Source organism: Colwellia psychrerythraea 34H, assembly GCF_000012325.1.
In the GTDB taxonomy this organism is placed as follows: domain Bacteria; phylum Pseudomonadota; class Gammaproteobacteria; order Enterobacterales; family Alteromonadaceae; genus Colwellia; species Colwellia psychrerythraea_A.
This window is the reverse complement of record NC_003910.7, coordinates 277,467-299,630: the sequence shown is the minus strand read 5'-3', so window position 1 is coordinate 299,630 and position 22,164 is coordinate 277,467. Positions and strand designations below refer to the sequence as shown.

The following is a 22,164-nucleotide window of genomic DNA, read 5'->3' as shown; positions in this document are numbered from 1 at the left end:
GGGATTATGATGCAAGAAAGTAAACCATCTGTAATGGACATATTTGTAAGACGACCGGTCGTTGCGATTGTCTTATCTATCATTATTTGTATTGCCGGCATTTGGTCAGCAAGTAAAATTCCTGTACTGCAATTTCCCAAAATAGACAGTGCCTCACTAGTTATTGAAACCTATTATATTGGCGCTTCGGCTGACGTAGTAAAAGGCTTTATAACTGAACCCATTGAGCGTGCGGCCGCGACTGTGCCTGGCGTTGAATACGTAGATTCAACAAGTACCTCTGGCAGCTCTAAAGTAACCGCATGGCTCAAGTTAAATGAGAATTCAACACTAGCACTAGCAGAATTAACAGCAAGATTAGGACAAATTCGTTTCGAATTACCACAAGGTGCCCAAGACCCTGTTGTGTCTGTCAGTCGTGCCGACAGACCCTTTGCTGTTTTTTACTTAAATGTGCAAGCCAATGGTAATGACTTATCACGTATTACTGACTATTTAACTCGCCAAGTAAACCCAGTTTTAAATGCCATTGAAGGCGTACAACGTGTAGGTATTGAAGGTGCGAGAACACCAGCAATGCGTGTATGGCTAAATGCTCAGGCACTACAGATATTTAACTTAAGCGCTAGTGATGTCTATCAAGCCTTAGCAACAAACAACACCATAGCCACTATGGGTTATGTAGAAAATAGTCGTCAGAAAATTGATATTGTTGCCAATACACAACTCAGCAGTGTTGAAGAGTTTCAACAACTTGTCATTAGTGAAGTTGATGGCGCTACTATTCATTTAAAAGATGTCGCAAAAATTGAGCTAGCCGCAGAAGATACCAGCGTTACCGCTAGGCTAAACGATAAAGATGCTGTTTATATTTCTATTTGGCCTTTACCTGGTGCTAACGAGATAGCCATTGGTGATAGGTTATATGAAAAAGTTGATGAGCTGAACAAAACGCTACCCCACGGCATTTCAATTGATTATGCCTATGACGGCACGCTATACATGCGCGATGCATTAAAAGAAATTTTTACCACTCTCGCCGAAACGGTTATTTTAGTTGGCTTAGTTGTTGTGCTACTTATGGGTTCATTTAGAAGCGCCATAGTGCCTTTAATTACCATTCCAATTTCTATTTTAGGCGCGATTGCCGCTATGGGCATAATGGGTTTTTCATTAAACCTATTAACCGTATTAGCGATAGTGTTATCCGTTGGTTTAGTGGTAGATGATGCCATTGTGGTGGTCGAAAACGTGGCACGTTTAATGCGCCAAGGTTTGTCGAAATTTGATGCTGCGCTCATTAGCTCCCGCCAACTTCTTGTGCCTATTATTTCAATGACATTAACTCTGGCAGCGGTTTACGCACCTATTGGCTTTTTATCAGGGTTAACAGGCGTATTATTCAAAGAGTTTGCTTTTACGCTAGCCATTGCCGTCATCATTTCAGGTATCGTTGCGATTACGTTGTCACCCATCATGAGCGCTTATGTGTCCCCCAAAGGTGGTGAGGAAAGTTGGTTAACCACTAAAGTAAACCATCTTTTTGAAAGGTTACAACGAAGATATGGACAATTGTTAACCCATATATTTAAGTGGCAGGGGCAAGTATTTTTAATCGCGCTAGTCGTTTCCCTGCTCACCGTACCTTTCTACCTTTATTCAAAAAAAGAATTGGCGCCAATAGAAGATCAAGCCACCGTTATGTTTGTCATTCAATCACCTCCTGATGCGTCAATGGCATATAACGTTGCGCAAATGAACCCCGTTGTTGAAAGTTTACAAGAGATTGAAGGGGGTAAGAAAATTTGGCAAATAATTTTTGGTGGCGGTGGATTTGGCGGTTTAGAGTTAGTTAATGCTGATAAGCGTGACTATAGTGCACAATCACTGGTACCCCAAATTTATGGTAAATTATCGCAGATCCCAGGACTTAACATGTTTCCTATTTTGCCCTCTTCATTACCGAGTTCGGGTCAATTTGAAATAGAAATGATTGTTAAAGCAACTGCTCCGTATAGCGAAATGAAGCAATATGCGGATCAACTTGTTGGTGCTGCCTTTTCCAGTGGTAAATTCCTGTTTGCTGATACCGATTTGAAAATAGATTTACCGCAAGTAGAGTTACAATTAAATCGTGAGAAAATAGCCGATTTAGGCATGAATGTCGGCGAAGTTAGTGAACAATTGGGTATTTTATTGTCGAGCAATTTTGTTAATCGTTTTGATGCTAATGGTAAAGCTTATCGAGTGATCCCTATTGTTAATGATGAGGTGCGGAGTAAAACAGAAGCAATTTTATCATTGGATATTAAATTGCCTACTGGTGAGTTATTACCCGTTTCAGCGGTCGCAGATTTAAAATGGAAAACCGTACCTAGGCAGCTGGGCACTTTTGCTCAACAAGCGTCTTTTAGAATCTACGGCGGTGTTGCGCCAGGTTCAAATAAAGAAGCGGCTTTATCCGCTATTGAAGATGCAGCTAAAGAAATATTACCTTTAGGGTATTCAATTGATTATGCTGGAGAATCAAGACAATTACGCAAAGAAGGTAATACCTTAGTTATGGTATTGGGTATTTCTTTATTGATTGTATTTCTGGTATTATCGATACAATTTAATAGCTTTAGAGACCCGTTAGTCGTATTACTTGGCTGTGTACCATTAGCTTTATCAGGTGCCCTACTCATCCCTTATATTGAATTAACCACTATTAATATTTACTCGCAAATAGGGTTAATCACCTTAATAGGTTTAATTGCTAAGAATGGCATATTGATCGTTGAATTTGCTAATCATGCACAAGAACTTGGCGCTAATAAACTCGCGGCAGTCACTGAAGCGGCAACCACACGTTTACGTCCTATTTTGATGACCACAGCAGCCACTATATTGGGACATTTCCCGTTAGTATTAGTGACAGGTGCTGGTGCTGAAGCGCGTAATAGTATTGGTATTATCTTAGTGGCAGGCATGTTTATCGGCACAATATTTACCTTATTTATTTTACCTAGTTTCTATTTATTACTCGCAGAAAAAAGAGATAAGCTTATGCTTGATGAGATACAAGTCTCTGACGAAGCCTTGCAGAAAGTACATAGTTAGCTCTTTTAAAAAGCCATCCGCAAAGAACATGCGGATGGTTATTTAATGCATATTGTCCGTTATGATTTCATTAGTCGTAAAGGACTTCACATTAACCACAAGATCATGAAAGTGGCTCCTTACAGTGACCTCTTATCACTTGTTAGCTTCTGTCTTTGCTGTTAAATACTATCCTTAAATTTTAATCAAATAATAGGAAGTAACTGTACTAGTTGTTAACTCTATCTACCAATAAGCGCTCAACATATTGTTTCGCTTCGTTACTGTAGAGTAATATTTCTACCGATTCTTTTATCTCGCCTTCGGTTTTATCATTGTGCTCAAGCATCATAATTAGCTCACTAATTATATTAGCCTCATAGACAAAACAAGCTATAGGCCGTTTACTAAAAACGCCAGCTAACATTGAGGCATTAGTCACTTTAACTTGTAATGCCAATGCATCTAAAATTGACTGAGGGAATTGCCAATGTTTAGCAATGTGATAGGTTAGTTTTTTTGATTTTTGTTGCATTAATTCTTTAAAAGCATATGAGTTAGGCTGACAATCTGGATGGATAAAAGAAAAAGCTTCCATCAATAATTGATAAATAATCATATCGCCTAAGTTGCAAATCAAGCCAATAAGATAACCTTGTGCTGCCTCTGCTTTATAAGGGGAAGCCTTTATTAATGCTTTAGCAATAACACCCGTACCAAAACTGTGTTGCCAAATTTTATTACCATATTGTTTAAAGTAAATTTGTGCTTGAGGTGTCATTTTACTGACAAAGCCATTGATCACACCTTCCATAAGTCCATTACTGCCCAGTAACATAAAAGCGGATTTAAGATCAGAAACTTCTTTATTTGTGCGGTTGTAAAAAGAGGAGTTAGCTAACTCAATCACTTTAGCGGCAATTGAGGGCTCTTGCTGAATCAAATTAATCAACTCTTGAGTATCAAAGTTATTGTCACTTAGCTGATCCATTACCTTACTCAGTGAGGCAGGTAATACTGGCATTGCTTCTATTATAGTATTAGGTTTTCTCAACACGGCTTCAATTTTGTCAGCAACATAATGTGATAGCTCATCGCGTTGTGTTGTCGCTGGGGACTGCCCAAATAAAAAATCATAGAATTCTTGGCAATGTGTTTCTTCAACACTTGCCAGACGTAGTAGCTTTACAGGACCCGCTCTTTGAACCTTTTCCAACGCTTGTTGCTGCGTTTCTTCTTCAGTATTTTTATCTTTTTCATAATAAAAATAATTCGGTTTCTTATTATTTTTTATACTGGGAAACAATAATTTAAGCATAGCTTTGAACATATAGATTTATTCCTAGTAATTTTTTTGCTTTTTTGAGTTAAGACTAATCAATTTAGGGAAACTGAAGAGCTGGCGTTAAATAATAAAACCATAGAATGACTATGATTAAATGATTGTCTAAAGCTTGAGACCTTAGGGTTATGATGAACAACATTTTCAAATTTTTCTTTGATTCAAACAGCGTTTGGCTGTTTTGTTTAAATCGATTCAAAAGAAAATTCTACATATACCCATTGTGCCGTGACATAACCGTTGGTCATAGTCAGTATGTTTTTTAAGATAAGTAAATAGAGTGCAGGCTGATGGTTTTTCTTTTACAGTGTAAAGCGACAATTAAATTATGAGCAAACTGTTTTATCATTATGAAATTACATCACATAGATGGCCATATCCAAACAATTTTGCTCGCAGAGTATCCTGATAAGTTACTATTGCTTGATGGGTGCTGTCGCTCAGATATTTTAATGCTCAAGCATTTTATTACCAAAACCTTACAACGCTCTTTCAATGATTTAACCTTAGTCGTGGTAACACACATGCACCCTGATCATGCAGGTGCCGCCGATAAGCTTCGAAAACTCACTGGCTGTAAAGTTGCTACCGCTAATGTCAGTGGTCAATGGTACTCAGGCATAGACGGTCGCCTCATGCACCTTACCGACATACTATTAGCTAAATGGGTAGCAAAACGCATGAAAAAACCACGCATGAACTTCTGGTACTCTAGTCAGTTAACCGCCGATTATAAGCTTAATGATAATGAGCAAATACCCGGTTTTTCTGAATGGGTTGCCCTAGCGACTCAAGGTCATACAGATAGGGACTTATCCTTACACCACCTACCCAGTAATAAAGTATATGTTGCTGATTTAATAGTTAAGGTAAAGAATAAATTCATCCCGCCCTTCCCTATTTTTTACCCTAATCGTTATCGAGCTTCGCTCCATAAAATCATCGAATTAAAACCACAGAGTATTATTCTTGCCCATGGCGGTGAAGTAACTCCAACAGAAGATGATTATCAACATTTATTATCATTAGCACCTAAAATACCGAAAACACATTGGCGCTCAGTTAAAGCCAGGTTATTCAAACCATTTAAAAACAGTCGTAGTTGAAACTGAAATCAAGTTAACTATGCGTATAAAAGTGATGGTTTTACTACTGACATTACTTAGTTTTGTAGACCTATATCGTAATTAGCCCCATTTTTTACAATCTACATGCGATTATTTTATGAACAAATCGCTCAATAATGATCTAAATCAAAGAAAAAGAGTAATTACTCTATAAATGACTTTACTTGTGTAGAGTTGTTGCTCTATAATTACCTTGTTCTTAAGCGAACACTTATTGTAATAATTTTTTTGTAGCTTCCCCATAAGCTTTGCCGATGCAATTCACAACTACTTATTAGTTTTGAAAATACCATCGGCTTTTTTTTATCTATAAAAACATCAATGCCCACACAGTCGTTATTACTTCCTCTTACAAACTTACTTCATATTTCAGTAAAACTTCCTAGTTCAACACCTATGGAAAGCGTAAACTATTGCTCAATAATTCATTCACTAGTCGCTAATATACTTAATGGCTAGTAATAGACTCTGAGATTTTATGTCTGACCAACCTGCTGCAAGTGATCTAGCAGAGAATGCTTCAATTGATACTGCTGAAAAGAAAAAGATCTCCATTCTTCTTGAGCTCATTCAGTTTATTCGCCCTTATAAAAGTCAGGTATTAGCCGCCTTTATTGCCCTTATTTTTACCGCAGGTGTGATGCTATCTGTTGGTCAAGGCGTGAGAATGCTCATTGATGAGGGCTTTGCTCAACAATCTATAGAGCAATTACAGCAAGCAGTACTATTTATATTGGCTATTACGGTGTTAATTGCTGGGGGGACATTTTTCCGTTTCTACTTGGTTTCTTGGTTAGGTGAACGAGTAAGCGCTGATATCCGCTTGGCCGTTTTTAATCATGTCATCACCTTACATCCCAGCTATTTCGAGACTAACGGCAGCGGCGATATTATGTCGCGAATTACCACCGATACTACCTTACTACAAAGCATTATTGGTTCTTCGTTTTCTATGGCCATCCGTAGTGTACTCATGCTATTAGGTGCTTTAGTTATGCTATTTGCTACCAATATCAAATTAACTTTTATTGTTTTGCTGTCGGTACCTTTTATTTTAGTACCGATATTGTTTTATGGTCGTAAAGTCAGAAAATTATCGCGTAAAAGCCAAGATTCAATGGCCGATGTTGGTAGTTATGCTGGTGAGGCAATTGAGCATATTAAAACAGTACAAAGTTATACCCACGAACAGCATGAAAGACGCTCCTTTGGCAAGGAAGTTGAAAAGTCATTTAACATTGGTCGCAACCGTATAAAGCAGCGTGCCACATTAATTGCTGGCGTTATTATCATTGTTTTTGGTGCAATTACTGGCATGTTATGGGTCGGTGGTAGCGATGTCATTCAAGGTAAGATGAGCGGTGGTGATTTAGGTGCTTTTGTCTTTTATGCCATTTTGGTCGCTTCTTCGTTAGCCACGATTTCAGAAGTATTAGGCGAGTTACAACGTGCTGCGGGTGCTACCGAAAGATTAATAGAGATATTACAGGTTGAAAGCCATATTCTTCCTCCTGTTGAAAATGCTATTTCAGCGAAAGATCTCAACGCGCAAATTGTTTTTGAAGCAGTCAGTTTTAATTACCCTTCTCGACCCGATCAAGCCGCAACGCAAGCACTGAACTTAACCGCTCAACAAGGTAAAGTATTAGCGCTAGTGGGTCCGTCTGGCGCTGGGAAAACGACACTATTTGAATTATTACAGCGTTTTTATGACCCACAAGTTGGTCGTATTACCTTAGGTGGTACCGATATAAGACAGCTTGATCCGAAAGATCTTCGTCAACAAATGGCTTTAGTACCGCAACAACCCGCTCTATTTAGTAGTGACGTTTTTCATAATATTCGTTACGGCAAACCTGAGGCTAGTGATGAAGAAGTTATTTCAGCAGCTAAAAAAGCCCATGCTCATGAGTTTATTGTCAACTTACCTGAAGGTTATAACAGCTTTTTAGGTGAACGTGGTGTGCGCTTATCGGGCGGTCAACGCCAACGTATTGCTATTGCACGTGCAATATTAAAAGACCCACATATTTTGCTATTAGATGAGGCGACCAGTGCCCTTGATAGTGAAAGCGAACAGCACGTGCAACAAGCATTAGAAGAGTTAATGCGTGGTCGCACAACAATTATCATTGCCCACCGACTATCGACAATTCAACACGCGGATAAGATTGCAGTGTTAGAACAAGGTCGAATAATCGATATGGGCGATCACCAGTCGCTATTGCAAAACTGCGAGTTGTATCAAAGATTGGTGGAATTACAGTTCAAAAAGCTTGGCTAGTTTTAATAGTTACCTAGGGAGCAGGCACAAAAAAAGGAGAATAGCGTGTTGCTTTCTCCTTCTTGTAATAGTGTGATGTTCAAACTTAATGTTCATCTCACTTTATGACGATATTACTCTTCTTCAGTAAATTCATCTGAATCATCAAAATCATCTTCTTCAGGTAATTCATATTCTTGTGCTTCTTGTTCAAGCCACTGACAAATAATGGCATCAGCTTGTTCTTTGCCCGTATATTTGAGTGATGAAAAAGCCTGCACTTGAATATCAGCATTTAATGATGATAATGCTTTTTTCACCGCTAATACTTCAGAACTACGTTTACCTTGCGAGAGCTTGTCACACTTAGTTAATAAGGCTAAAACAGGTAAATCACTGTCTGCGGCCCACTGTATTAAATCCATGTCTAAGTCTTTTAAAGGATGACGAATATCCATCAATACCACTAATCCTTTCAGACACTGGCGTTTTTCTAAATATTCACCCAACGCTTTTTGCCACTTTTTCTTCATTGCCAATGGCACTTGAGCAAAACCATAACCGGGTAAATCGATAAGGCGTCGATTCTCTGCTACTTCAAATACGTTGATGAGCTGAGTTCGACCTGGAGTTTTACTAATGCGCGCCAAACCACGTTGATTGGTTAGCGTATTCAAAGCGCTTGATTTACCTGCATTAGAGCGCCCTGCAAAAGCAACTTCAATACCAGAATCAGCTGGTAAACGGCGGATATCTGGGGCGCTTATGGTAAAGGCGGCTTTAGTTAAATGTATCTTTGTAGAAGACAAGGGCTTCACTCGTTAAAAATTTTCGCCATTATAGCGTTTTTCTTTCGCTTTTATTATTAAAAAAATGCATAAAACTGTGAAATTATAGTTTTTTTTGCTCAATTATTGCTTATCCACTATTACACAAGACAAATATTCGTGTAAAATGCCGACACATCCATCATACTTTTTTATCATTTCTTAATTAGATAGCTAATATTTTTTTCAAATAGCTAGGTAATTAATGACAAGCAGAGAGCAACTCAATGAAAAAAATTATCTTTTCGCTATTTGTAGCTTTAAGTTCAGTAAGTGCTGTACAAGCCGCAGATGCTAACGCAGGCAAAGAAAAAGCAGGTGCTTGTAGCGCTTGTCACGGTCCTACAGGTGTTAGTGGAAGTCCTATGTTTCCTAACATTGCCGGTCAAAATGACGCTTATATCATCAAGCAATTAAAAGATTTTAAATCAGGCGCTCGTACCGATGCCATGATGGCACCGATGGCAGCTAACCTATCTGATGCAGATATGGCTGATTTAGCGGCTCACTTCTCAAGTTTACCTAGTGCAAACGAGCAAGCGGCAGCATCATCAAGTGCAGATACAAGCACAGGTGCAGCACCAGCAGCGGCTCCTGCAGCAGGGAACGTTGAAATCGTTTCTTCTACACCAGCAGCAGCAATTTACGCAGGTAATGTAGCCGCAGGTCAAAACAAATCAGCTGCGTGTGCAGCTTGTCACGGCGCTGACGGTAACAGCTTAGTACCTACGTACCCAAGTCTTGCTGGTCAAAGTGCTAACTATATTGCTAAGCAATTAGCTGATTTCAAATCAGGTAATCGTAACGATCCAATAATGGCCGGTATGGTTGCAGGTCTTTCTCAAGAAGACATGGATGACTTAGCTGCATACTTTGCAGTACAAAACACTAAAGCGGGTACTGGTGAGTCAAATTCAGCGGGCCATAAGTTATACTTAGGCGGCGATGCAGCTAAAGGCATTACAGCATGTATTGCTTGTCATGGCGTAACGGGTAAAGGTATGAAACAAGCTGGTTTCCCAAGCCTTACTGGTCAAAGTAAAGATTATTTGAAAAAGCAACTTGCTAGCTTCCGTGATGGAAGTCGTGGTAATGACAACAGTGGTATTATGCGTAATATCGCGATTAAATTGTCAGATGCTGATATTGAAGCGGTTTCTCAATACATCACGTCATTAAAATAATAATGGCTTGGTTGCTTCATTAACAAGTTTCTAAAAAAGCAGCGTTTATCGCTGCTTTTTTTTCATTATATTTTGACATAATCAAATAAGTGGATGGATAACTAGCAGCGAAATGAACAACAATACTAACACCTCATTATTAGTCGCTTGTCAGCAATGTGATGCGCTATATGACAAGCCACAATTGAAACAAGGGCAACTTGCCAAGTGCAATCGTTGTGGCAGCACCTTGATAGAACGAAAAGTCGATTCTATTGAGCGTAGCTTTAACTGGTCTCTTGCTGGCTTACTGTTAATGTTACCCGCTATTTTACTGCCTATTATGGGTGTAACCTTGGCAGGACAATTTCATCAAGCTTCTTTATTTGATTGTATTTTAGTGTTGATTGACCGCGGTTTTTTTATGATTGCCTGCTTGGTCTTTCTATTCGCTATTGCTGTACCCATTGTACGTTTAACCGGCGCACTTTATATTTCCTATAGTTTTAAATTCAACAAGTTAAAACCCTCCTTATTAAACTTCTTTCGTGCTTATCATCACCTTGATAACTGGGCGATGCTCAATGTCTTTATGCTGGGTATTGTCGTGTCTATGTATAAATTAATTGATGATACTGAGCTATCAGTTAACCTTGGCTTACTCGCTTTTATTCTTTGGTTAATTTGCTCTACTATGTCGGCTGTAGCCCTAGATCAAGACTATATTTGGGACAAGCTAGAAAAAGCTTTTACAAAAGATGAGGTACAAGATGAGGTACAAGATGAGAACAGCTAAGCAACTTGACCTAACTTTATGCCCTAAATGTCATAAGCTTAATCGTTTAAAAGCAGAGCCCCAGCAATGTAGCCGCTGTAATGGTCTATTTTATCAACGTAAGCGCAACAGTTTACAATACACCTTGGCGTGGAATTTGGCTGCCTTATTAGCTTTTATTCCTGCTAATCTTTATCCAATAATGATTGTTTATCAATTGGGTATTGGTGATGAGGCAACCATTTTGTCGGGTATCGGCGAGTTTATTGATCATGGTTTGTACCCAATAGCTGTGATTATCTTTACTGCCAGTATCATAGTGCCTTTATTAAAGATTATCGGCTTATTTGTGTTAGTTTATAAAGTACATACTGGAATTCGTTTAAAGCCCGACAAACATAGCAAATTTTACCACGCGCTTGAGGTATTAGGGCCATGGTCAATGCTAGATGTATTCGTTGTAGCTTTAATGGTTACTGTGGTTGAACTTGGCTTTGTTACTTCCGTAGCAGCAGGTCCTGCTATCAATTATTTTACCATTACGGTAATTTTTACCATGTTTGCTGCTAATAGTTTTGATCCGCGTTTGTTATGGGATAAAAAAGCGGATAGTAAAACAGCAAGACAAACGCCATTATTATCAATAGATTCGCCAGACGATATACCAGGCACTTTACCAGAAAAAAAGGGATAGAAATGACCGATAAAAAAGACTTTGCTGCCTCTGAGCATAATAACAATGACAATATTCATGCAGAAGTTGTGCCTCGACAGGGCATATCTATTATTTGGTTTGTGCCCTTTATCGCCTTAATTTTCGGCTTATGGCTCACCGCAAAGGTAGTTTCTGAACAAGGGACTTTTATCACGATAGAGTTTGATAATGGCTCAGGCATAATACCCAATAAAACAGAAATTCGTTATAAAGGTTTAGTGACTGGCTTAGTAAAAAAAGTGGTACCGTCAGCAGATTTACAACGCGTTATTGCCGAAGTAGAAATTTCTAAAAACTTTACCGACTACCTTACTGAAAACACGCGTTTTTGGTTAGTCAGTGCTGATATATCACTGCAAGGGGTTTCTGGGCTAGATACGCTGATTTCGGGTAGTTATATCACGATAATGCCAGATACAAATCAAGAAGCAGACAGCCAAGATCATTTCGTCGCGTTAACTGAAGCGCCGACCTTAGATATGTCGACCCCAGGCTTACACCTTACCCTGCATACCGATGTATTGGGCTCTATCAGTGAAAATTCACCCATTAGTTTCAAGCAAATTCCCATTGGACATGTTACGGGTTATCACTACAAAGAAAGCAGTAAAAAAATTGGCATTAATATTTACATTAAACCCGAATTCGCGCACTTAGTAAAAGAGAACTCCTTATTTTATAATACCAGCGGTGTACAAGTTACCGCGTCACTCACTGGTGGCGTAAAGGTTAATACCGAGTCGTTAGCCTCTATTATGGCTGGCGGAATATCCGTTGATAACTTAAGTTATCAAACAGAGTTAGCGCCCGCTAAAAATGGTCAAACTTTTCCCTTACATGCTGACTTTCAATCAGCTGAAATGGGCCATGAAGTTGAATTAACGTTAGAGTGGAATTCAGGCATAGATCATAATGCTGCCATTTTATTCCAAGGCCTAACCATAGGCGTTATTGAATCATTCAGTAAAATAGACCCTGTAAGTCGAAAGATTACCGCAACGGCTAAAGTTAACCCTCGCGTAGTACCTTACTTAACGGATCAATCGCAGTTTTATATTGTTGCACCTCAAATTAGCTTGGCAGGTTTAACAAATGCTAAGACCTTATTAACGGGAAACTACCTAAGCATCAGGCCCTCTTTAGCTGGTAACCCAAGTAACAAATTTAATGTATTTAGCAGTAAACCTCCGTATAAATACACAGAGCCGGGCTTGCACTTAATGTTAACAAGTAGTGACCGTAGTTCATTGCAAATTGGTAGTAATGTATATTACAAACAACAAGTGGTTGGTAATATACAAGCCATTGAAACCACTGCGCCAGAACGTCACTTAATTCATATCCATGTCCAACCAAAATTCAGCCATTATGTGAATCATAGCAGTCGTTTTTACAATAATTCTGGCGTTAAAATATCTGCCAATTTACTGGGAGTCGATATTCAAGCACAGTCATTACAGAGTATATTAACGGGTGGTATTGCTTTTACTAGCCAAAATAGTACACAAGAGTCACAAAAAAAGTTGGTCAAAAATGGTGATAGTTTCTCACTCTATGCCAATAACAAACTCGCCGAACAAAATATAAGCTTTACATTAAATTATATGGCTAGCGAGCACATAAGTTCTGATACTCGGCTTTTATATCGCGGCATAGAAATTGGCGCAATTCATCAAACTAAGATTCAAGGTAATAAACAACAACTACAGCTAGGGTTATTACCTGAGTATGAACATATATTAAAAGCCGACACACAATTCTATATAGTTAAACCAAACTTAAGTCTTTCTGGTGCTAGTGATACCGATGCTTTATTCGGTGGCACCTACATCACCTTTAATCTTGGTCAAGGTAAAGCTAAAAATCAGTTCACTTTGTTTAGCCAACCGCCAGTAAAACTAGCAAGTTCACCCGGCTTACAGCTTTCCTTATCCACCGATCACGCCAATGTGGCGACGCCTGGTAGTGCAATTAGCTATCGTGGAATAACTATTGGTCAAGTAGACAATGTCAGCCTAAATAAAATTGATGACGAGATTAAAGTCAACATAACAATTGATGAAGAACACCGAGGTTTATTAAAAAGTACCAGCCGTTTTTATAATGCTGGCGGTATGACTATTTCCGGTGGTTTAAGTGACTTTGTAGTAAAAACTGAATCAATTGATGCCATTTTACGCGGCGGAATAAGCTTTTATAACCCAGAAGTATTACTGCCAACTTCACTAATAACTAATACCCAAGTTGAAGAATTGTCAAACTTCACTTTATTTAAACATGAAGAGCATGCCAAAGATGCTGGACAAACAATTAGCATCCATTTTAATGATATTTCTGGCTTAAAAGTAAATACAAAAGTTATATACCAAGAGCAAACCTTAGGCACAATTGAGCGCTTAATATTTACTGCAGACAAAGTTGGCGTAACCGCTTTAGTACTACTAAATGATTCAGGTAGCCAATTTGCTCGCAAAGGAACAAAATTTTGGAAAATTGAACCTCAAATTGGACTAGTAGGCTCGAAGAATGTTGCCGCCTTACTTGACGGTGCCTTTATTGGTTTGTTACCGTCACATAATGTAGAAGCTAAGCTGAAGAATGAATTTGAAGCTCTTGAGTTGGCCCCGACCGTTGAACAACTGAGTTATGGCTTAAATATCAAATTGACTACAGCTCGACTTGGCTCGGTTCGCGTGGGTAATCCTGTGTTATATCGCCAAATTAAAGTCGGTAAAGTCATTGGTATTGATTTATCTGCTACGGCCGATCAAGTAAATATTTTTATCAATATCGCCAAACGTTATGCGCCGCTTGTTAATGGGAATAGTCAGTTTTGGAATACCAGTGGTATTAATATAGAAGCCAGTATTTTCTCTGGTATTAATATTGATTCTGAATCGATAGAAACCCTAATTGCGGGTGGTATTGCCTTTGCAACACCTGACATTGATGAAAATAATGATAAAGAGCAAAATGATGAAACGAAGTCCCTACCGGCAAGTTTTATTTTGCATCAAGACGTCGATGAAGACTGGTTAGAATGGCAGCCAAAAATAGCAATTAACAATCAAACTACTTCAGCTGAGTAATTACGCTAATTAATTACTTACATTTTAATTAACCCCAAGACTTTAATTTGGCGACTTTCTCATTTATGTTATCTTAATCTTTATTTAAGTGTACAAATAATAAATGAGTAATCGCCTTGCCGCATTATTAGCTAGCTGGTTTCCCGACAAAGACTCATGTCAATGGGTTCTTGCCAGCATCATTGAAACACAAAGATCTTCATATCGTAAATCTGGCGCTATGATGCTTATTAATAGCTTAGGTAAGAGCTATGGTTTATTAAGCGGTGGTTGTCTTGAAGCTGATTTAATGCGCCAAGCACAAAAGTGTTGGCATCAAAACAGTAATATTACTGTTTGTTACGATATGCAAGATGACAGTGATATAGCCTGGCAGCTTGGCATAGGTTGTGGTGGTTTAGTGAAAGTATTACTACAGCCCATCAATCACGATAATAATTACCTCGATTTATTGACCTTAAAAAGTCAACTTGATAACCGTAATGCTTGTTTTTACCATATTGATACCCTCAATACACAAAATACCTCGGTGAGTAATAATCAGGTGCTATCAAAATCCGTTAGCTCACTCGAACCTTTAATTACCATTAAACCATCCCCCGCTTTAGTTATCTTTGGTGGTGGCGTTGATGCACAACCGCTCGTTAAAATAGCACAGACCCTAGGTTGGTTTATTTGTTTAATCGATTGCAGAACGGCCTATGCAAGAGCGGCCTATTTTAAAGAAGCCGATATAGTCATCAACCAAGATTACACGAGCTTGGAGAAAAATTTAGTTTTACCCAAAGCCGATGCCATCGTAATAATGCACCATAATGTATCCCTCGATGCCCATGCCTTACAGTTAGTGAAAAACCAAGAAAATTTAGCTGCCGCGAGTTATATAGGGTTATTGGGGCCTCAACATCGAACAGAAAAAGTGTTGAAAAAAGCACAGTTAAATTCAACAGACTTACCTAATAAATTAGCCAACAAGCTCGCTAATCCCATTGGTTTTGACCTTGGCGGCGATCTACCTGAATCTATTGCCCTAGCTATATTATCGCAAGCACATGCTACCCTAGAACAAGCTTCCGGTAACTCTTTGGGTTACTTCCAAAGCCAGATAACCAACAATATTAAACAGGTAATTAGCCATGCAGGTTAATATTATTCTGCTAGCAGCAGGCAAAGGTCAGCGCTTTCAATCGTCATCTCCCAATAAAATAGGTTGTGCGACAATTAAACAGCTTGCTCGAATTAATGACAAACCGCTGATTGTTCATAGTATTGATAAACTACAACCATTACTTAAAAACGCATACGTTCATAATTTTTTTGTTACGCTTGGCGCCAATAAAAACGCAATTCAGACAGTATTACCTCAAGATATTTCGGTGATTGCAAGCCAGCATTGGGCAGAAGGAATGGGACATACCTTAGCGGAGTCAGTGCACTCAATTAAAGCAACGAGTAGCCATGTGCTCGTTGCTTTAGCAGATCAAGCTTTAATCACCACTGAGCATTACCAAGAGTTACTCAGTGCCAGCAAAGAGCAGCCTAACAAAATAATTGCCACTTTATGTGAGGGCCAATTGATGGCACCGGCTATTTTTCCGGAAAAATACTTTCCACTACTAGTAAAAATACAAGGTGATAAAGGTGCAGGTAAATTATTACTGCAACATGCAAAAAAGGCAGATGCTATCACCTGTGAAGACGCAAAAATCGATATTGATACCTTCTCTGATTTAGAGCGAGTAAGACAACATTTAGAATACGCTTTGCAAGATAATCAACAAAGCTCTCTATAAAGTTATATAACTTTTTATGGAACAATAATTTAAAAAATGAAACAACTTCACACTGTCAAACCCTGGAGCCAGTATGATCAAAATAACCTTAAACAATAAGCCCGTTGAACTTGATGTTGATCCGCAAATGCCACTGCTTTATGCCCTGCGTGATGAGCTAAAACTCACTGGCACTAAATTTGGCTGCGGTGCAGGACAATGTGGCGCTTGTACCGTTCATCTCAATGGCACCGCTATACGTTCTTGTATAACGCCGGTATCTGCTGTTGCTGAACAAGCAATTACCACCATTGAAGGCTTAGCTGATAGCACAGGAAGATTAGGTGAAAGTGCTGTGCAAGTTGCTTGGCGTGAATTTAAAGTACCACAATGTGGCTATTGCCAAAGTGGTCAAATGATGAGTGCAGCAGCATTATTAAAAGCAACGCCTCAACCAACCGATGAGCAAATAATTGAACACATGCAAGGTAATATTTGTCGATGTGGTACCTATCAACGCATTAAAGCCGCGATTAAATCAGCTGCAGCGCATTCACCCAACAGTGATTTATCTGCGAGTCACTCCCCCGTCAATAAAAACGGTGTAGAGATTTTTGATGCCAGCAAGCAAGGAGCATAACCATGAATGCTATTGAAAACGTAAGTCGTCGTGGTTTCCTAAAAGTTGCGGGGATCACAAGTGGTACCTTTGTTTTAGGCATGAATTTACCTCTGGCTACAGCGCAAGTGAAGTCTTCTACTGCAGCACTCAGTCATGAATTAAACTTCTTTGTGAGTATTGCCAGCGACTCTATGGTGACGCTAGTTTGTCATCGCAGTGAAATGGGACAAGGCATCCGCACCAGTGTGCCGCAAATTATCGCTGAAGAGTTAGAAGCCGATTGGCAAAAGGTAACTGTTGTTCAAGCTAAAGCTGATGCAAAATACGGCTCTCAGGGCACAGCAGGCTCCGCTTCAATTCGTAGTCATTTCACCAGTATTCGCCAAATAGGCGCTGTCGCCCGTGACATGTTGGAGCAAGCTGCGGCTAATATTTGGCAAGTACAACGCAACAGTGTCAAAGCAGAAAAACATTTTGTTGTTCATACCGCTACGGGTGAAAAAATTAGCTTTGGTGAACTTGCCAGTCACGCCGCTAAACTTACCCCACCTGATAGCAGCAAAGTAAAATTAAAAAACAGCGCTGATTTCTCTCTCATCGGTAAAGATGTCAAGCTGGTCGATTTAGATAATATTGTTGCCGGTAAAGCGCAATACGCGCAAGACATTCAACTACCTGACATGCTTATTGCAACTATCGTAAGACCGCCAGTAGTTGGTGGTAGTCTGGTATCCTTTGATGCCAGTGAGACATTAAAAATAAAAGGTGTGGTTGACGTTATTGCGTTAAAACCGCGTGGTATTCCTGTTACCACTAACCCATTATCAGGTGTTGCCGTGCTTGCCGATAATACGTGGGCAGCGATTGAAGGACGTAAGAAACTCAAAATCAAATGGCAACATGGTGACAAGGCGTCTCACAATAGCGCCAAGTTTATCAAACAGCTCGCAAAACAAGTAAACCAACAAGGTGAAATGGTTGCCAAAAAAGGAGATATTTATAACCATAAATATCTTGATGAAAATACCGTAGAAGCAACCTACACTGTCCCATATATACATCACGCGCCAATGGAAACCCCTGCTGCAACCGCAATAGTGAAAGGTAAAAAGTGTACTATTTGGGCAGGAACACAAAACCCACAATGGGCTAAAAGCAACGTGGCGACAGAGTTAGGCTTAGGTAAGGATGAACACGATAATATAGAGCTAAATGTCACACTCATGGGTGGCGCTTTTGGACGTAAATCAAAAGCCGATTTTATTATTGAAGCGGTTGAATTAGCCAGAGCGAGTAAGCGACCTGTCAAAGTTATCTGGAGTCGCGAAGATGATATTCAACATGGATTCTACCATTCTATTTCAGCCAATTATTGTAAAGCCGAATTAACCGGTAATGGTAGTGCTGACTATTGGGTAAGTCGCAACGCTTACCCGCCAATTGGCTGGCTGTGGAACCCTGAAGCCAAAATGCCGAGTGATGATCAACTCGCCCTTGGATTTGGTGATATACCTTTCGCTTTAAATAATTTAAGTATTGAAAAACATGCAGTAGACTCTTTTGTCAGACCTGGTTGGGTGCGTTCAGTTGCCTGCATCAATAACGGCTTCGCTCTTGGTTCTTTTGTTGACGAATTAGCGGTAAAAGCAAAATTACCTACCAGACAAATGTGGCTCAATTTATTGGGTGATGACCGTCATGTGGACCCGAATAAAAACGGTTTTAAGTACTCTAATTATAATTTATCGCTAACGGATCACCCTGTTGATACTAAGCGTATGAAAGATCTCATCAATTTAATCAGTGATAAAGCTAACGTTGAGCAAGAATTACCTGAAAACCAAGGTTGGGGTATAAGCTTCTTACGCAGTTTTGGCTCTTTTGTTGCCGCAGCCACTAAGGTTGAAGTGGTTAACAATAAAGTTACCGTACTTGAAATGCATACTGCAGTAGATTGCGGCATTGTTGTTACTCCGGATAGAGTTAAGGCGCAAATGGAAGGCGCTATGGTATTTGGTCTATCAATTGCCTTAATGGGCGAAATAACAGTAGATGAAGGCAAAGTTCAACAAAGTAACTTTCATGATTACCCCGTAACACGTATGAACCAAGTGCCCGAAATGCATGTGCATATTGTTAAGTCTGATGCACCACCAGGAGGAATTGGCGAGCCAGGTGTACCACCTGTAGCACCAAGCATTACTAATGCGATTTACCATGCTAGCAAAACCAGAATACGTGATTTGCCAGTGAATAAAGTCTTTACTGTTTAAGATTCACCTTATTCACTGCATGTAGAACACTAGTTGAAACAGATAAGGTATTAATTAAAGGCAATGTAGGAGTATTGGCTCTGGCTATATGCTCCTACATTATCTAATAAATTGCAGATAATGCCCTTCAAAAAACTCAATTGATAAACTTAATAAAATAGATGGTCGATTATTTTTAATAATTGTCTTAATAAATAGTCAACTAAAAACCTCGCAAAACCCCCAGTAAAAGAGATTAATTACAAATACTTAACTGTAAAACACAATAAGAAAGTCGTGTATCTATTACATAAAAACGATACAATTTATCAGCAGAGTGAATAAAATTTCAACTTATAGCACACACAATGGTTGACAAAAGCAAGGTTTTGAATGAACATATAGCCATCTAAACGTCTAAAGAAAGTAAGAAGAAATATTTTGAGCACACAATCAGAGCTTCAAGCCAGATACAATGATATTTATCGAGGCGTCTACTTTATTGGTACCACACCACCTAAAAGTGATACTCCACTTGATAAAGTGAGCGAAATTGCAGAAAAGCTGCTTGATCGCGTCAGTGATATCGACTTTGATGGCCTGATTGTTTATGACATTCAAGATGAAAATTCGCGTATTAGCAAACCTAGACCTTTCCCGTTTAAATCAACTCATGATACCCGGCTTTATTCTTCTTTATTGAATAAAAAATCAACTCGCCCTGTCATTACCTATAAAAGCGTTGTTCAATCAAATAGCGATGATTTTAATGAGTGGGCAAACGAAGCGTGGCAAAAATATGGCGTAAAAGATGTAGTCTTGGTCGGCAGTCCATCAAAGGATAATAAAATATCTTTATCTTTAGCTGATGCTTATAAAACCTTAGTAGATAATCCACATGACTTCTTTATTGGTGGCGTAACTATTGCTGAGCGTCATGCCAGTAATAAAAATGAGCATGAACGCTTAATGGCAAAACACCAACAGGGCTGTAGTTTCTTTATTTCACAAGCAATATACAACCCACAAGCAACGATAGACTTACTAACTCGTTATGCTATTGAATGCCAAAAACAAGGTGTAAAACCACAACGTTTGATCTTAACATTCTCTCCCTGTGGCAGTGAAAAAACCTTAGAGTTTATTGAGTGGTTAGGCGTTAATGTTCCTGAGGCGACCAGCTTACGTATTCTTAACGCACAGAGTCCTTTGTATGAATCAATTCAATTTTGTGTCAATAGTTTGCAACAAATCTTAGATGCGATACTTCCCTATGATTTACCTTTAGGTTTAAATATTGAGAGTTTAACCAATCGAAAAGAAGAAATAGATGGGTCTATTTTGTTATACAAACTATTACGTTCAAAAATGGATAACTTTTTAGCTAAAAAAGAATTATCAGCTTTAAATAAACAGTAATAGCGACTAAAAGAACTCAACAAGATATTGAGTTCTTTGTACCATTTTTTTTCTCTATCATCTCCCTGCTTCATTTGAAAAATAAAAGCGCACTAATTATTCTTAAACACGCGCTTTTAATACCAGCACTTTATTGATCTCCCGCCAGATTTTTCCCCCTATACCTGATAAACTAACACAACGCCACGATATGTCGTGCATCTGATTTTTACCAAGAGAAAACAAGGTATGCCCGCAAATATAAAAGAATTTTTAGCTGACTCACAACTACTGCTCAATGCCGTCGGCGAAGGTGTCTATGGCTTTGATAAAGAAGGCAATGCTGTGTTTGTAAATCCAGCCTCAGAGCAAATGACAGGTTGGAAGTCTGAAGAGTTACTCGGTAAAAATATTCATAAATATCATCATCATACCTATGCCAATGGTGAAGTATATCCAAGTGAAGAGTGCAGTATTTATAATACCATGCGTGACGGTGTAGAGCGTAAAATTACCGATGAAGTATTTTGGCGCAAAGATGGTACAAGCTTTCCTGTAGAATATACCTCAACCCCCGTTTATAAAGACGGTGAACTCATCGGTGCGGTTGCTGTTTTCCGTGATGTTAGCCAACAAAGACTCGCCGATAGCAACTTACGAGCTGCTTTGAAAAAAGTACAAGACCTCACTGAAAAACTACAGGCGGAAAACAGCTATTTGCAAGAAGAAATAAATGAAAACTGGCATGGTTCGGGATTAGAAGGTAACAGCCCAAAGTTTCTTGCCATGTTACAGCAAATAAAACTGGTCGCTCAAACAGATAGCACCGTACTCATATTAGGTGAAAATGGTACAGGTAAAGAACTAGTCGCACGTAATTTACATCAATTGAGTCAACGCCATAATACTCCCTTAGTAAAAGTAAACTGTGCTGCATTTTCGTCAAACTTGTTAGAGTCGGAGCTTTTCGGACACGAAAAAGGTGCATTTACGGGCGCAAGTGAAAAAAGGCGAGGCCGCTTTGAGCTCGCCGACAAAGGCACCTTATTTTTAGATGAAATTGGTGAGCTCTCCCCTGATGCGCAGAGTAAGTTATTACGTGTTTTACAGGAGCGTGAATTTGAGCGTGTTGGTGGCAGTAAAACTATCAAGGTTGATATTCGTATTATTGCCGCTACCAACCAAGATTTACTTGCCATGGTTGAGCAAGGTAAGTTCAGAATGGACTTATATTACCGCTTGAATGTATTCCCTATCGTTATGCCCGCGTTAAGAGAACGAATAGAAGATATTCCCTTACTTTGTCACAGCATTTTAGCGCAACTTAATACTAAACTTAATAAAGATATCAAAAGCATAAGTAAACATAGTTTAAACAAATTGGCGAGTTATCATTGGCCAGGGAATATTAGAGAGTTACAAAACATTCTTGAGCGTGAGGTTATTCTATCCACTTCGACAACGCTTCAAATTCAACAAAAGTTTGATAAATCTCAATCGGTTGTACGTACCTTTAACAAACCTTTGGCTGACATTGAAAAAGCTTACATCATTGAGGTATTAAATGACTGTCACTGGCGGATTGGCGGTAAAAATGGCGCAGCCAAAATACTAGGTTTACCCGATAGTACCTTACGTTCAAGGATGATAAAGCTTAAAATCAAGCGCGGTTAAACTTATACCCTTCCCAAATGAAGCACTCAAAAGACACGGTATATCGCGCCAACGCGATATACCG

General features: G+C 39.1%; 15 protein-coding genes. 13 read left to right on the top strand and 2 right to left on the bottom strand.

Features of this window, described 5'->3' with window-relative positions; genetic code table 11:
- Positions 1-9: 9 nt before the first annotated feature.
- Positions 10-3,102 carry an efflux RND transporter permease subunit gene (locus tag CPS_RS01325; RefSeq protein WP_011041161.1) on the top strand — a complete coding sequence of 1,031 codons (3,093 nt, stop codon included), beginning with the start codon at positions 10-12 and terminating at the stop codon, positions 3,100-3,102.
- 208 nt (positions 3,103-3,310) lie between these two features.
- Here the strand turns inward: CPS_RS01325 and CPS_RS01320 are convergent, their stop codons facing one another.
- Entirely contained in the window at positions 3,311-4,411 is a 1,101-nt protein-coding gene (locus tag CPS_RS01320) for an HDOD domain-containing protein (RefSeq protein WP_011041160.1), read from the bottom strand.
- Positions 4,412-4,773: 362 nt separating this feature from the next.
- Here CPS_RS01320 and CPS_RS01315 point away from each other — a divergent pair, with 362 nt between their 5' ends.
- Complete coding sequence (locus CPS_RS01315; RefSeq protein WP_011041159.1) at positions 4,774-5,529, top strand: MBL fold metallo-hydrolase; 756 nt, start codon at positions 4,774-4,776, stop codon at positions 5,527-5,529.
- Positions 5,530-6,028: 499 nt separating this feature from the next.
- Positions 6,029-7,834, top strand: a complete 1,806-nt coding sequence (locus CPS_RS01310) for an ABC transporter ATP-binding protein/permease (protein WP_011041158.1) — start codon at positions 6,029-6,031, stop codon at positions 7,832-7,834.
- Positions 7,835-7,947: 113 nt separating this feature from the next.
- Here the strand turns inward: CPS_RS01310 and yihA are convergent, their stop codons facing one another.
- Entirely contained in the window at positions 7,948-8,622 is a 675-nt protein-coding gene (gene yihA, locus CPS_RS01305; protein ID WP_011041157.1) for a ribosome biogenesis GTP-binding protein YihA/YsxC, read from the bottom strand.
- Between the two features lie 245 nt (positions 8,623-8,867).
- Between yihA and CPS_RS24295 the strand changes: the two genes are divergently transcribed.
- The 10 genes from CPS_RS24295 to CPS_RS01255 all read left to right on the top strand — a co-directional run bounded on the left by CPS_RS24295 (position 8,868) and on the right by CPS_RS01255 (position 22,100).
- Positions 8,868-9,824, top strand: a complete 957-nt coding sequence (locus CPS_RS24295; protein ID WP_011041156.1) for a c-type cytochrome — start codon at positions 8,868-8,870, stop codon at positions 9,822-9,824.
- A gap of 112 nt (positions 9,825-9,936) precedes the next feature.
- Entirely contained in the window at positions 9,937-10,599 is a 663-nt protein-coding gene (locus CPS_RS01295; RefSeq protein ID WP_041736551.1) for a paraquat-inducible protein A, read from the top strand.
- A complete protein-coding gene (locus tag CPS_RS01290; protein WP_041736549.1) occupies positions 10,586-11,272 on the top strand; it encodes a paraquat-inducible protein A in 687 nt (228 codons plus the stop codon). Before CPS_RS01295 ends, CPS_RS01290 begins: the two co-directional genes overlap by 14 nt.
- Before the next feature lie 2 nt (positions 11,273-11,274).
- Complete coding sequence (locus CPS_RS01285) at positions 11,275-14,382, top strand: MlaD family protein (RefSeq protein WP_011041155.1); 3,108 nt, start codon at positions 11,275-11,277, stop codon at positions 14,380-14,382.
- A gap of 103 nt (positions 14,383-14,485) precedes the next feature.
- Positions 14,486-15,529, top strand: coding sequence for an XdhC family protein (locus tag CPS_RS01280; RefSeq protein WP_011041154.1), 1,044 nt, complete (start codon positions 14,486-14,488; stop codon positions 15,527-15,529).
- Complete coding sequence (locus CPS_RS01275) at positions 15,519-16,175, top strand: nucleotidyltransferase family protein (RefSeq protein ID WP_011041153.1); 657 nt, start codon at positions 15,519-15,521, stop codon at positions 16,173-16,175. Before CPS_RS01280 ends, CPS_RS01275 begins: the two co-directional genes overlap by 11 nt.
- A gap of 73 nt (positions 16,176-16,248) precedes the next feature.
- A complete protein-coding gene (locus CPS_RS01270) occupies positions 16,249-16,794 on the top strand; it encodes a (2Fe-2S)-binding protein (RefSeq protein WP_011041152.1) in 546 nt (181 codons plus the stop codon).
- A gap of 2 nt (positions 16,795-16,796) precedes the next feature.
- Complete coding sequence (locus CPS_RS01265) at positions 16,797-19,049, top strand: xanthine dehydrogenase family protein molybdopterin-binding subunit (RefSeq protein ID WP_011041151.1); 2,253 nt, start codon at positions 16,797-16,799, stop codon at positions 19,047-19,049.
- A gap of 420 nt (positions 19,050-19,469) precedes the next feature.
- Entirely contained in the window at positions 19,470-20,447 is a 978-nt protein-coding gene (locus tag CPS_RS01260; protein ID WP_011041150.1) for a methylenetetrahydrofolate reductase, read from the top strand.
- Positions 20,448-20,675: 228 nt separating this feature from the next.
- Positions 20,676-22,100, top strand: a complete 1,425-nt coding sequence (locus CPS_RS01255) for a sigma-54 interaction domain-containing protein (RefSeq protein ID WP_011041148.1) — start codon at positions 20,676-20,678, stop codon at positions 22,098-22,100.
- The last annotated feature ends 64 nt before the right edge of the window (positions 22,101-22,164 follow it).

Excerpts from the sequence above, each read along its gene's own strand:
- CPS_RS01280 (WP_011041154.1), top strand. The coding sequence starts at position 14,486 with ATGAGTAATCGCCTTGCCGCATTATTAGCTAGCTGGTTTCCCGACAAA.
- CPS_RS01255 (WP_011041148.1), top strand. The coding sequence starts at position 20,676 with ATGCCCGCAAATATAAAAGAATTTTTAGCTGACTCACAACTACTGCTC.
- CPS_RS01265 (WP_011041151.1), top strand. The coding sequence starts at position 16,797 with ATGAATGCTATTGAAAACGTAAGTCGTCGTGGTTTCCTAAAAGTTGCG.
- CPS_RS01315 (WP_011041159.1), top strand. The coding sequence starts at position 4,774 with ATGAAATTACATCACATAGATGGCCATATCCAAACAATTTTGCTCGCA.
- CPS_RS01320 (WP_011041160.1), bottom strand. The coding sequence starts at position 4,411 with ATGTTCAAAGCTATGCTTAAATTATTGTTTCCCAGTATAAAAAATAAT.
- CPS_RS01270 (WP_011041152.1), top strand. The coding sequence starts at position 16,249 with ATGATCAAAATAACCTTAAACAATAAGCCCGTTGAACTTGATGTTGAT.
- CPS_RS01295 (WP_041736551.1), top strand. The coding sequence starts at position 9,937 with ATGAACAACAATACTAACACCTCATTATTAGTCGCTTGTCAGCAATGT.
- CPS_RS01290 (WP_041736549.1), top strand. The coding sequence starts at position 10,586 with ATGAGAACAGCTAAGCAACTTGACCTAACTTTATGCCCTAAATGTCAT.
- CPS_RS01310 (WP_011041158.1), top strand. The coding sequence starts at position 6,029 with ATGTCTGACCAACCTGCTGCAAGTGATCTAGCAGAGAATGCTTCAATT.
- CPS_RS24295 (WP_011041156.1), top strand. The coding sequence starts at position 8,868 with ATGAAAAAAATTATCTTTTCGCTATTTGTAGCTTTAAGTTCAGTAAGT.
- CPS_RS01275 (WP_011041153.1), top strand. The coding sequence starts at position 15,519 with ATGCAGGTTAATATTATTCTGCTAGCAGCAGGCAAAGGTCAGCGCTTT.
- CPS_RS01325 (WP_011041161.1), top strand. The coding sequence starts at position 10 with ATGCAAGAAAGTAAACCATCTGTAATGGACATATTTGTAAGACGACCG.
- CPS_RS01285 (WP_011041155.1), top strand. The coding sequence starts at position 11,275 with ATGACCGATAAAAAAGACTTTGCTGCCTCTGAGCATAATAACAATGAC.